General features: G+C 40.0%; 16 protein-coding genes. 13 read left to right on the top strand and 3 right to left on the bottom strand.

Translation table 11 applies throughout. The annotated features are described in order from the left end of the window. Positions 1-252: 252 nt before the first annotated feature. From paaA to GD597_RS15335, 9 genes are all read left to right on the top strand, one after another. Positions 253-1,206: a 1,2-phenylacetyl-CoA epoxidase subunit PaaA gene (gene paaA / locus GD597_RS15375; protein WP_171608777.1), complete on the top strand. Its 954-nt coding sequence runs from the start codon at positions 253-255 to the stop codon at positions 1,204-1,206. Positions 1,207-1,215: 9 nt separating this feature from the next. Then, positions 1,216-1,602: a 1,2-phenylacetyl-CoA epoxidase subunit PaaB gene (paaB, locus tag GD597_RS15370; RefSeq protein ID WP_171608776.1), complete on the top strand. Its 387-nt coding sequence runs from the start codon at positions 1,216-1,218 to the stop codon at positions 1,600-1,602. Between the two features lie 47 nt (positions 1,603-1,649). Further along, positions 1,650-2,429 (top strand): 1,2-phenylacetyl-CoA epoxidase subunit PaaC, encoded by a 780-nt coding sequence (gene paaC, locus GD597_RS15365; protein WP_235954317.1) that lies wholly within the window; start codon positions 1,650-1,652, stop codon positions 2,427-2,429. Positions 2,430-2,534: 105 nt separating this feature from the next. After that, complete coding sequence (gene paaD, locus GD597_RS15360; RefSeq protein WP_171608775.1) at positions 2,535-3,035, top strand: 1,2-phenylacetyl-CoA epoxidase subunit PaaD; 501 nt, start codon at positions 2,535-2,537, stop codon at positions 3,033-3,035. A 170-nt stretch (positions 3,036-3,205) separates the two neighbouring features. Next, the gene (locus tag GD597_RS15355; protein WP_171608774.1) at positions 3,206-3,712 is read left to right on the top strand and encodes a GbsR/MarR family transcriptional regulator; all 507 of its coding nucleotides are present in this window, start codon (positions 3,206-3,208) and stop codon (positions 3,710-3,712) included. 100 nt (positions 3,713-3,812) lie between these two features. Continuing rightward, on the top strand, positions 3,813-4,202 hold the full coding sequence (locus tag GD597_RS15350; RefSeq protein ID WP_171608773.1) for a hypothetical protein: 390 nt from the start codon (positions 3,813-3,815) through the stop codon (positions 4,200-4,202). A gap of 10 nt (positions 4,203-4,212) precedes the next feature. Beyond that, positions 4,213-4,587, top strand: coding sequence for a hypothetical protein (locus GD597_RS15345; protein ID WP_171608772.1), 375 nt, complete (start codon positions 4,213-4,215; stop codon positions 4,585-4,587). Further along, entirely contained in the window at positions 4,569-5,567 is a 999-nt protein-coding gene (locus GD597_RS15340; RefSeq protein ID WP_317170316.1) for a TIGR01777 family oxidoreductase, read from the top strand. Before GD597_RS15345 ends, GD597_RS15340 begins: the two co-directional genes overlap by 19 nt. 10 nt (positions 5,568-5,577) lie before the next feature. Continuing rightward, positions 5,578-6,297 (top strand): YqjF family protein, encoded by a 720-nt coding sequence (locus tag GD597_RS15335; RefSeq protein WP_171608771.1) that lies wholly within the window; start codon positions 5,578-5,580, stop codon positions 6,295-6,297. 90 nt (positions 6,298-6,387) lie between these two features. On the opposite strand, the gene GD597_RS15330 is transcribed toward GD597_RS15335, so the two are convergent. Continuing rightward, positions 6,388-6,975 (bottom strand): ankyrin repeat domain-containing protein, encoded by a 588-nt coding sequence (locus tag GD597_RS15330; RefSeq protein ID WP_171608770.1) that lies wholly within the window; start codon positions 6,973-6,975, stop codon positions 6,388-6,390. Between the two features lie 154 nt (positions 6,976-7,129). On the opposite strand from GD597_RS15330, the gene GD597_RS15325 reads away from it, so the two are divergent. The 4 genes from GD597_RS15325 to GD597_RS15310 all read left to right on the top strand — a co-directional run bounded on the left by GD597_RS15325 (position 7,130) and on the right by GD597_RS15310 (position 9,305). Continuing rightward, a complete protein-coding gene (locus GD597_RS15325) occupies positions 7,130-7,531 on the top strand; it encodes a hypothetical protein (RefSeq protein WP_171608769.1) in 402 nt (133 codons plus the stop codon). Beyond that, complete coding sequence (locus GD597_RS15320) at positions 7,491-7,859, top strand: CoA-binding protein (RefSeq protein ID WP_171608768.1); 369 nt, start codon at positions 7,491-7,493, stop codon at positions 7,857-7,859. The genes GD597_RS15325 and GD597_RS15320 overlap by 41 nt, the downstream gene beginning before the upstream one ends. Before the next feature lie 287 nt (positions 7,860-8,146). Continuing rightward, positions 8,147-8,944 carry a HipA family kinase gene (locus tag GD597_RS15315; protein WP_171608767.1) on the top strand — a complete coding sequence of 266 codons (798 nt, stop codon included), beginning with the start codon at positions 8,147-8,149 and terminating at the stop codon, positions 8,942-8,944. Continuing rightward, positions 8,922-9,305, top strand: a complete 384-nt coding sequence (locus tag GD597_RS15310; protein ID WP_171608766.1) for a DUF3037 domain-containing protein — start codon at positions 8,922-8,924, stop codon at positions 9,303-9,305. Before GD597_RS15315 ends, GD597_RS15310 begins: the two co-directional genes overlap by 23 nt. Here the strand turns inward: GD597_RS15310 and GD597_RS15305 are convergent. Then, positions 9,286-9,966 (bottom strand): class I SAM-dependent methyltransferase, encoded by a 681-nt coding sequence (locus GD597_RS15305; RefSeq protein WP_171608765.1) that lies wholly within the window; start codon positions 9,964-9,966, stop codon positions 9,286-9,288. The two genes, GD597_RS15310 and GD597_RS15305, sit on opposite strands and share 20 nt — an antisense overlap. 190 nt (positions 9,967-10,156) lie before the next feature. Further along, positions 10,157-12,007 (bottom strand): T9SS type A sorting domain-containing protein, encoded by a 1,851-nt coding sequence (locus GD597_RS15300; protein WP_171608764.1) that lies wholly within the window; start codon positions 12,005-12,007, stop codon positions 10,157-10,159. Positions 12,008-12,293 lie beyond the last annotated feature (286 nt).

Here is a 12,293-nt window from a genome sequence, read left to right as displayed (position 1 = left end):
TTGAGTTTTTGAACCTGGCTTTTGAAGTTTAATGGTGCACACTTGCGTCGCACACTTGTACTGCAACAAAGGTGGCAGCAAAAGCGGCAAAGAGTAAGTATAAATAGCTTTTTAGCTCAATATGGTTCCAATTGCACAAGAGTGCGACGCAAGAGGCGATGAATAGGGCTATAAAAGCCTGGCACATAAAACAGTGAACCGCCCATTTGCGTAAATATTGATAATTTAGTAACCGCTGACAAAATAAATTGTATGCAAATACATGATCTTGAAAAAGTTTTCCTTGACAAAATTGAGGAAGAAATAAAAATAGAACCACGCGACTGGATGCCGGATGCCTACCGTAAAAATCTGGTTAGGCAAATTAGCCAGCATGCCCATAGCGAAATTGTAGGTATGCTGCCCGAAGGCAACTGGATAAGCCGTGCACCATCGTTAAAACGCAAAGCAATTTTAATTGCCAAAGTGCAGGATGAAGCCGGCCATGGTTTATACCTGTACTCAGCTGCTGAAACCCTTGGCACCTCGCGGGAAGAAACGATTAATGATTTGCATAGCGGTAAGGCTAAATATAGCTCCATTTTTAATTATCCTACCACCAGCTGGGCCGATATGGGTGCCATTGGTTGGCTGGTAGATGGGGCTGCCATTATTAATCAGGTAATGTTGTGCAGAACCAGTTACGGCCCTTATGCCCGTGCCATGGTGCGTATATGCCGGGAAGAAAGTTTTCATCAACGCCAGGGATTTGAAATTTTGCTGGTTTTATCGCGTGGCACAGCTGAACAAAAAGCCATGTGCCAGGATGCTATTAACCGCTGGTGGTGGCCATCGCTAATGATGTTTGGCCCCAGGGATGGTGAATCTACCCACTCCGATCAAAGCATGAAATGGAAAATTAAGCGCATGAGCAACGATGAGCTGCGCCAGAAATTTATTGATATGATTGCTGAACAGGTAAAAGTATTGGGTATGACATTGCCCGACCCCGACCTTAAATGGAATGAAAGCCGGCAACATTATGATTTTGGTGAAATTGACTGGAACGAATTCTGGAATGTAGTGAAAGGAAATGGACCCTGTAACAAACAAAGAATAGAAGCCCGCAAAAACGCCTGGGACGAGGGCGCCTGGGTTAGAGAAGCCGCTGCCGCCTATGCCAATAAAAAGAAACTAAAAACCAACAATGGCTTAGAAGCCGCTTAAATATATTGTATGATGATCAGGATAACCAAACAGTATTATGGAGATTTTGGTGAAAGTGCAGCAGATGTTTCTGCAAATGCGCCAAAAGAAATAATACAGGCCACAAGTAATATTGGCCACGATTGGCCATTATGGGAAGTATTTATACGCAGCAAGCAAGGGTTAGATCATAAACATGTGGGCAGCCTGCATGCTGCTGATGCACAAATGGCCATTGAAAATGCACGGGATGTGTATACGCGCCGTATGGAAGGCGTGAGTATTTGGGTAGTAGAAAGCACTTATATACATGCCAGCAACCCCGATGAAGCTGAAAGTTTATACGACCCAGCCAGCGACAAAGCTTACCGGCATCCTACATTTTATGATTTACCCGATGCAGTAAAACATATGTAAATGCTTAACCAATTCTTAGCCACCGGCTCACTAATATGCTTACAACAATGATCAGTAACGGATCAATGCTACATACCGATTCACTAATACATTATACACTGCACCTGGCAGATAATGCCTTAATACTTTCGCAAAGAAACAGCGAATGGTGTGGGCATGGCCCCGTGCTGGAACAGGATATTGCCATTACCAATATTTCTTTAGACCTGCTGGGCCAGGCGAGAAATTTTTACCAATATGCAGCAATACTTATAGGTGGTACCGCTTCAGAGGATAAACTGGCTTATCACAGAAATGAAAACGAATTTAAAAACTGTTTACTGGCAGAACAACCAAAGGGAGATTGGGCAGTAACCATATTACGCCAGTTTATTTTTAGTGCCTACCAATACCTGCTGTACCGGCAATTAGCGAAAAGTACTGATCACCAATTAGCAGCCATCGCTTCCAAAGCAGTTAAAGAAGTAACCTATCATTTGCGCTGGAGCAGCGAGTGGGTAATAAGGCTGGGCGATGGTACAGCAGAAAGCCATGCAAGAATGGTAAATGCAATACAGGATTTGTGGATGTTTACAGGCGAATTGTTTTTACCTGCCCCTTACGAAACCGAAATACAAAATCAAGGCATTATTACCGGTGTAGAAAAGTTACAACAGGAATGGATTACAACCATAGAAAATACTTTTTCTGAAGCAACCCTGGCACTGCCAACTGATACCGGATGGATGCAAACCGGCGGTAAAACAGGCAGGCACACAGAATATTTGGGTCGTATTTTGGCCGAGTTGCAGTATATGCAAAGAATTTACCCCAATTGCGAATGGTAAATAATTTGTTGCCCGGCAGCAGAAAATGAATGTTGCTTTACTTGCGTCGCACACTTGTACTTTTAGATTAAATAGCAGCAAATAATTTCACAACACTTACAACAAATGGATGCCGATACAATACAAATAAAAGCTGCGTGGAAAATACTGGAACAGGTGGCAGACCCTGAAGTACCTGTTTTAACTGTGATAGATTTGGGAATTATAAGGCATATTGACATAGTTGAACACCGCTTACAAATAACTATTACACCAACTTATACCGGCTGCCCTGCCATGGATGTAATGAGTATGGGTATCCGTATGGCATTACTGGAAAACGGTTTTAAACATATTGAAATTAAGCAAGTGTTATCGCCTGCGTGGACAACCGATTGGATGAGTGAAAGCGGTAAACAAAAATTAAAAGCCTATGGTATTGCGCCCCCAAATACCACACAGGCAGTTTGCACCCCGCAAAGCTTTCAACAGGAAGAAAGTATACAATGCCCCCTATGCAATTCCTACCATACCCAGCTTATTAGTCAGTTTGGATCTACGGCCTGTAAAGCATTGTATAAATGCGATGACTGTAAAGAACCTTTTGATTATTTTAAATGCCATTAAAAAGGCTGGCATATTCACATTATTTATACAATTTTTGCTGTTCTTCTACCTGCCGCCCAAAACGGTGCAGTACAAGTGAGTGACACAACGAAGATGCCATATAATAAATAGCCGGTAAAATAAGTTTCAATATATTTTGAAAGTTCAGAAATGATGCATAGCTTTACGGTATGAAATTGAATGAGGCCAAACAGCAGTTTATTCAAAGCTGGGGTATTTTAGCCACCCAATGGGGTATTAACAGAACGATGGCCCAGGTGCATGCTTTATTACTGATTGCCGGCGAACCTTTAAGTACCGATAACATTATGGAGGAGCTTAGTATTAGCCGGGGTAATGCAAATATGAATGTCCGCGAATTGATGAATTGGCAATTGGTAGATAAAGTAATTATACAAGGCGACAGGAAAGAATATTTTGCTGCCGAAAAGGATATATGGAAAGTGGCTACCTGTATTATGTATCAACGCAAAAAACGGGAGCTGGACCCCATGATTAAAGTGCTTAATCAACTGTCGGATGTGGAAGGTGATAAACGAAATGCAGAAATAAAAGCTTTTACAGAAACCATTGAAAGCATTAAAAAGTTTGCCGCACAAGCTGAGAAAACAATGGATGTAATGATTAAAGCAGAAGAAAACTGGTTTTGGAGCAGTTTTATTAAACTGCTGAAATAAGCAAAACAGCTTTAAACTACCGGGTTACCCGGTTTTTTTAAAGGCTATATTTTCATATTTTTCTGAAACTATCATATATATAAAACTAAAATCAATTAACATGAACTACATTATTCTTACCTACTGCATTTATTTAGCCATTACCATTTCGCTTACTATTTGGGTGGCCAAAACCCTGTTCAACAACGGCAAAGTTTTTCTGATTGATATTTTTCATGGCAATAAAATCTTATCCGACAGTGTAAATAATCTTTTACTGGTAGGGTTTTACCTTATCAATATCGGGTATGCTGTATTTACGCTACAGGAGGAAGATAGCATTGCCAATATTCAGGGAGTAATAGAAAGATTAAGCATCAAAGTTGGATGCATTATTCTGATTCTCGGAGTTATGCATTTCTTTAACCTGCTTATATTTTTCAAACTTAGAAAAAGAGCGCAGGATGAATTACATATAGGCAATCGTACCATTCAACCCACCAACCAATAATATAATAATTATGAAAAGCTATAAACGTGCCGACTGGATATTGCAATTAATGCTAATGAGCTATATTATTTTACACATAGCAATAACTCAAGAGGCTACTATTTTATTTGTTGGCTACTTTTTGGTAGGCGGCTGGCAATTGCTAAGTATGCTATTACATGAATACGCAGGAAGTTTTACAGCCAAAGGCAGCAGAAGAAGGTATTATCATAATTCTGTTTACATAATACTTCTAATAGCGTTAACAGGTATTTTAATTCCACAACTGTTACTGATATTTTACCTGCTATTATATATTTCACCTTTTATGGCAATATGGTATACCTATTTATGCTTTGATGAAACAGAGCACCATATGCGAAGGCCATTATCACAATTAAAATAGGCGCAATCACAAACAAAAAAATTGTAATTGCTGGGGGCACGGGTTTTATCGGCACTGCATTGGCTGCTTATTTTGGAAACGAGAATACCATTACTATTCTTACCCGTAACACTAATAAACCAGATAATAACACATATGGCTTAACTACCCAGCCAACCAATCAATGCAAATATGTCGAGTGGAATGGCAAAGACCCCGGCGAATGGTGTAAAGAAATTGATGGCTGTGATATTGTAATTAATCTTACTGGCAAAAGTGTTAACTGCCGTTATAACAATAAAAACAAACAGGAAATACTAAACAGCAGAGTAAACGCCACACTTGCTATTGGCCATGCGATTCAGCAGGTAGTAGTACCGCCCAAATTATGGCTCAATGCATCGTCAGCTACCATTTACAGGCATGCAACAGATCAACCGCAGGATGAATACAATGGTGAAATTCAGGATGATTTTAGTGTACAGGTTTGCAAAAAATGGGAGGAGGCATTCTTTAGTCAAAGAACTGCCTTTACAAGAAAAATTGCGCTGCGTGCTGCCATTACGCTTGGTGTGGGAGGTGTTTTGATGCCTTATCTACACTTAGCTAAGTTTGGTTTGGGTGGCTATCAGGGAAATGGTAAACAGATGTATAGCTGGGTACATATTAATGATGTATGCAGGTGCATAGCATTTTTTTGGCAGCATACAAACCTGGAAGGCGTATTCAATATCAGTAGCCCTAATCCTGTAACAAATAAATACTTTATGCAAAGCCTGTGTGCAGCCATTGGTCAAAAATTTGCCATCCCTGCATTTACATGGGTATTAAAAGCAGGTGCTGCAATTATTGGTACAGAAACAGAACTACTATTAAAAAGTCGGTGGGTATTGCCAACCAAATTGCTGCAAAATGGTTTTACTTTTCAATACCCACAACTAAATGATGCAATAGAAAATATTGTAGCATCACTGCCGCGTAAGGCCATTAGTATTTTTTAAGTAAATTATTATGAAAAAAACATTTCTCACCGCCCACTGGAAACAATTATTATTTATAAATTATACAGTTAATCCTGATATACTAACCCCTTATTTACCCAAAGGCACACAGGTTGATTGCTGGAATAATCAATGCTTTGTTAGCCTGGTTGGCTTTATGTTTCTTGATACACGAATAAAAGGAATTCCTATTCCTTTCCATACCAACTTCGAGGAATTTAATCTCAGGTTCTACGTAACATTTAATCAGGATAACACAACAAAAAGAGGAGTGGTTTTTATAAAAGAAATTGTTCCCCGCAGAATGATTTGTGCGGTAGCAAAATTGTTGTATGGAGAGCATTATTATTACCATCCCATGCAACATCAAATATTGCAAAGTGAAGAAACTATAAAGGTTTCCTATGGGTTTAAACATAATAAACAATGGAATCAAATTGCTGCGGTGGCAACAACCAATACCTTTTTGGCACCAGCCGGAAGTGAAGAAAATTTTATAACCGAACATTATTGGGGTTACACAAAAGTATCAGCAGATACCACCTCTGAATATCAGGTAGTGCATCCGCCATGGGCTTTGCATCAGGTGCTCAGTCATCAGGTTAATTGCGATGTATCAAGCCTTTACGGACCAGCATTTACGCCGTTCCTGCAACAACCACCCAGTTCTGTTTTCCTCGCTTCAGGTTCGCCTGTTAGCGTATTGGGGCGCAAACTGTGGCAATTTTAAATTCAATGATGGCCCCGGCAATAGCAAAACAATACAGCTTTGTTGCGTCGCACACTTGTACGCCAACAAATACAGCAGGAGAAAAATAAGCTAAGGTTTATTTCCGGTCGCTTTTAGCAGAATAGCAATGGTAGCGGCTTTATCAACTTTGCTTTCAGGCATAGATTTTATCGTATACTCATCAACCTGTGCTTTATTGGCATAATCAAGTGCTGTTTTTCCCTGCGCATCTTTGGCAGCAGCAATTGCACCGTGTTCTAATAAATAGGCTACCAAATCAGATTTGGCACTTTGGGCTGCCATCATTAGTGCAGTTACTCCATCGTTGGTAACAGCATTAATATCGGCACCATACTGCAATAATAAACGCACCATGGGTATACCACCATAATAGGCAGAGGCAATTATTAGTGTGGTTCTGCCTTTTGGAGATCGTGGATTATCTGGATTAGCACCATGTTGCAAAAGAAATTTTTCCATAACCGTATCATAGCCATACCGGCAGCTTTGCATTAAAACGGTAGAGCCATAACTGTTAAGCAGATTAATATTTTCGCCTGATTTTAGCAGTTCAACTGCTTTAACAGTATCCTTTTCTGCAATAGCAGAAAAAAGTGGCTGGCTGTATGCACCTATATAAAGGAAAAGCAACAACAGAAGCAGTTGAATTTTTTTCATTTACTTAATTTAAGTTGATCGGATAAAATAAGATAAAACGTTTTATAAACCCCTTATTAATTGGAAAGCTAATTAAATGTTTGTATTTTAAAAATACCCAATACTACTTATACTATTCTCCTGCAATAAACAGAACTTACATTAAAATAAAAACATGCTAAGAAAAATAGACTTTTACGGGCAAATTCTGTTAATTGTAGTGGCATTAGTGGCCGCAGCAGCTGCAATTTTCGAAAGTGGATATATATTTCTTGCCTTGTTTTTATTGTTGCCTTTAGGTATTTGGCAATTGATAAGCGCCATTGTTTTTACAGCTAAAAATGCAAACAATGCCAAAACAATTTTAAAAATATACTGGCTTTGTGCCGGCGCTTGCCTTATTGTTTTTTTCTCAGGCTTTCTCTTCCGCAATTTTGCAGATAATACCGTAGCCATGATGATGATTGGAACAGCAATGACCGGCAGTTTTTTTACTGCCCTGTATTACCTGTATCTTTATAAGAAATTTTTGTTGAATGACACCGCAAAAGAAAACAGTAGTATTGGGAGCCTCTGAAAATCCATCAAGATATAGCTATCTGGCAGTAAACAAATTATTGGCCCATCAACATCCTGTGGTGGCCATAGGCAAAAAAGAAGGTAATATAAATACAACACCCATCATCAATAATCTGCCAGCCTTAACTGATATAGATACGGTTACAGTTTACCTTAATCCCATACATCAAAAAGCGTATTACGATTACATCTTATCGCTACACCCCAAACGCATTATTTTTAATCCCGGTGCCGAAAATGATGAACTGGCTACACTGGCTGTTAATAATGGAATTGAGCCTGTAGAAGCCTGTACTTTAGTGCTGTTGAGTACCGGGCAATATTGATACTATTTTGAGGCAATTGGTAAATTTTATTATAGCAATTTTTTATGCCTTTTATTAGCTGCATAGTATTACCGAACGCACAAGTGTGCGACGCAAGTAATGATGCCACGTGTATTTTGCCGGGATAACAGCCTGACTTTTAATTTACTTAAATGGATAAGTAAGCCATAACTATACCTTGGCCGATATTGCAATTTAACACAGCTAAACACTAATTTTATATTATAATGTAGAACGCGGTTTTTATTATTAATTTATTACAATTTGATTTTGGTTTTACTATACATATGCATACACAAGAAACTGAAATAAGAACTGTTACAGTAACCCGGTATATTACGCCTTTAAGAGAAGGTGGTTCTATGCCTGCCATTACCGAAGCCGATGATGGATTTATGTATGTATTAAAATTCCGCGGGGCAGGGCAAGGAATTAAAGCATTGATAGCAGAATTAATTGGTGGAGAAATTGCCCGTACGTTGGGCTTAAAAGTACCAGAAATTGTTTTTGCGATCCTGGATGAAGCCTATGGCCGGGCAGAACCCGATGAAGAAATTCAGGATTTGCTAAAGGCAAGTGTTGGACTTAACCTGGCCTTACATTATTTATCAGGCGCTATCACTTTTGACCCGGCTGCTACTGCCATTGACGCCACAACTGCATCTATAATTGTATGGCTGGATTGTTTAATTACCAATGTTGACCGTACCAGCCGTAACACCAATATGCTGATATGGCACAGGGAATTGTGGTTGATTGATCATGGTGCAGCTTTGTACTTTCATCATAACTGGGCTAATTGGGAGGAGCAGATTACCAAACCTTTTGCACTGGTTAAGAACCATGTATTATTACCTTTTGCCAGTGAGCTGGATGCGGTTAACCAGCAACTCACCATCCTGTTATCACCAAAAAGAATACAGGAAATTGTACAATTAATACCTGATGCATGGCTGGGTAATGAACCTGTTTTTGAAAGTGCGGAAGCACACAGGCAGGCATATGCCAGGTTTTTAACTGATAGAATTGCACATTCAGCCAATTTTGTAAAAGCAGCCCAAGATGCAAGAGAAACACTTATTTGAGTATGCCGTTATTCGCGTTGTGCCATTGGTAGAACGCGAAGAGTTTATGAATGTGGGCGTAATATTGTATTGTGCCAAATTGAAATATTTACAGGTACGCTATCAGCTGAACAAAGAAAAATTGTGCGGCTTTAACAATGCACTGGATATAGAAACTATTGAACATTACCTGGCCGCATTAGAAGGAATATGTGCAGGCTTACCCGGGAGTAGCCCCATTGCCCAATTACCCATTCCCGAACGTTTTCGCTGGTTAACAGCCACACGCAGTACCGTGGTACAAACTTCTAAAGTTCACCCCGGATTTTGCTCAGATGCAAATGCCATGCTGCAACAACTATTTACCCAATTGGTGCTTTAGTTTTTTGTAATACCATTATGCTACATACAACATGTGGTGTAACATCGGTAACAATTGTTTCTTGCTGTAAAATGCAATAGGGTAATAACTGAGCTATAAACGGTTTTGCCATTAACCTTTGGGGTGTGCTTAACAATATGGTTGTACCTGCCTGTAAAAATTGCTCTATTACACCTAAAATATTGGCAAAAGCGGCAGGTTCGTAATTAATATCACTTAGTAAAAGCACCTCGGTACCAAGAGTTGGCGGCAGTTGGTTCCAATCAAGTACAATGGCTTCTACATTTTTTAATTGCATAAGTGAAATAGACTGCCGCATCATCTCTACCGCTTCGGGTATATAATCGCTGCATATAATAGATTGGGCCCATTGCGCACTTAGCATAGATGGTAAACCCAGCCCCGCAGCCAGTTCCAGTACAGTTTTATTGTTTACCCAATGTGGTTCATTTGATAAAAATTGGCATAATGCCTTTGCAGCTGGCCAAACCTGCGACCAATATGGCGAAGGTGCATTGGCATTTTGTTGTTGCATATGTGTATACCATTGCTGCATTATAATGGCATCTGGCACATACACTTGTATGGTGGTTGCTCCAAAAATAAACTGCTGTATATTGGCTGTAAGCTGCATTGGCGCAAAGAAAATAAAACTATTCATGCGGCTTTGTAAAAATCGACAAATCTTAGGCTGTTGTATTTTGTTGCCACAAGGGTTGAACCCTGAACCGAGCGTGGCAAGAGCAGCTTAATAGCAGTACAATAGCTAAGTACATAAATTGTATTGGATATATATCAATAAAAAGCCACCGCAAATATTGCGGTAGCTTTTGTAAAAGACATGTAATTATTTATTGTACTACCAGTTTAACATTGGTAACACCGGTATTTGTAATCATTCTAATCATATATAAACCACTGGTTAACCTGCTGGTATTAACCGGTAGGGAATGGTACCCTTGCTGCAAATCGCTGTTTACAACAGTCATATTTTCTTTACCACTCATATCGTACACTTTAACAGCCACATGTGTAGATTGCGCTAAAGTAAATTGCAGATTGGTTTGATTTTTAGCCGGGTTAGGATATACTGCCGCTGCTTTAACATCGGTTACCTGTGCAGTTATAGCTGCTGCTGTTTCGGCAGAGGTAATGGCAATTTCAGGAGTGTTACTGCTAAAGGCACTTGCTGGCACCACAACTGGTGTAGAAGCAATACCATTGGCAACTACTGAAATAGAATAAGGCCCCGCTGTTAAACCTGCAGGCAGGGTAAAGAAAGCTGTATCAGCCGCCGCACCGCGCATAACACCGGTACTGTTCCAGTTAAAAGTACGGGCATAAAAAACATTGGCACCTGCAGTAATTCTAAGCAAAGGATAATTGCTGGCCATTTGCCAGTCGTCACCATAACAGGCACCTTCTGAAATTCCATTAAATAATTTGCCGGTTATTCTGTACGATTTGGACCCAGCTACTTTTTTAATAGTACTTAATGTTGGCTTACCAGCAGCTATTGCTGCACCTGCAGGCGTATATACATAATAAGTGGAAGAGCCCTGGAAAGACACTAATACTTTGCCATCTGGTAAATCTACCATATTAGATACATAGCAAGGTGCATTGTAGGTTAATCCGCCGGTAGGGGCATTTAACCTAAGAAAAGTATTGGTTAAATAATCAAACTCATAAAAAGAAGTAGGTGAAGGGAAATGGTTGGCGGATGTTGGCGCCGGAGAAACAGTACATAAAACTTTACCATTTACCATCATAGCCGCAGGGGCATCTGGTGCACCCTGTGCATTTGGAAAATCCGGACCGGCAGCCCAGCTACCAGGTGCTGCAGAACCAGATGGCGTGTAATACGCTGTATGGCCGGTAGAACCTATATAAAAAGCCCTGCCATCAGGTAATAATAAACCAGCCCCTGTTTCAAGACCAAAAGGGTCGTATAAAGAAACGGGAACATTAGCATCGGCTACCCATTGGTTAAGCGATGGAATATACCGTTCAGAGGTAACAGCATTTCTATCAACCTGTAAAATACTTTCATCTGGCAGCTTTACCCAGGTAGATTCGTTATGTATCCCCAAACAGGAAGGCCCAGCTGCATAAGTATTGGTAACCGGGTCATAAATTTTATTGGGTTTTAAATTGCCAGTTACCATGGCCTGTAATACTTTTCCATTAGGTAAAATAGCCGAATTGGCATCGCTTAAAAAAGCACCCGGTGGCGGTGCAGCAGTCCATGTATTGGTTAAAGGGTTATAAGTTTCGCCCTGAGATCCACCGGTTCCATATTCACCACCGGCTACGTATACCCTGCCATCTTTTAATACCTGAGACGAAAAATATAAACGGGTATTAATCATTGGGTTTAATGGCGACCAGGTGCCATTAATATAACTGCCTGTAGCATCTGGTTTTAAACGATACCAGGTATTACCAATGCCATCTGTACCACCTGCAGATGTTTTACACATCACTGTCCCGTCAGATAATATCAGCATTACACCAGCATTAGCCGCCGGGCAAATATTGGTTACTGTAGACCAGGTACCCTGTGCCTGCACCTGTTGAATGGCAAAAGAGCAGCATAATAAAAACAAGAGCATCAATCCTGGAAAAGTAGTTTTGGCTTTTGCTGTATGGCCATTGCTTGCCGCCATACACACATTCAGTTGAAGTAAATTTTTTTTCATGTTTGTTGTTTTATCGGTTATAAGAAAAAGATGGTTAAAAATTGGGGCGTTACCCTGCGGGTCGGGCTTTCCACTGCAAGTCCTCACTGCGCTACGCTGCGTTGCGGGCTTTACGTTTCAATCCCTAACGCAGAAATATTACATTCTTTAAAAAATGAATAAAAACAGTTAGCAATCGGCTTTACCTATGCAATTAATGCATATGCTTATGGGATAATATTGAAAAGAGATTTTTAATGGGATTAGCGTTGGCTAATTAAAGTTGTTGCTTATAAAAACAAAACCT

It is taken from the genome of Limnovirga soli (assembly GCF_013106755.1).
Taxonomy (GTDB): domain Bacteria; phylum Bacteroidota; class Bacteroidia; order Chitinophagales; family Chitinophagaceae; genus Limnovirga; species Limnovirga soli.
This window is presented reverse-complemented; position numbering and strand designations above follow the sequence as displayed.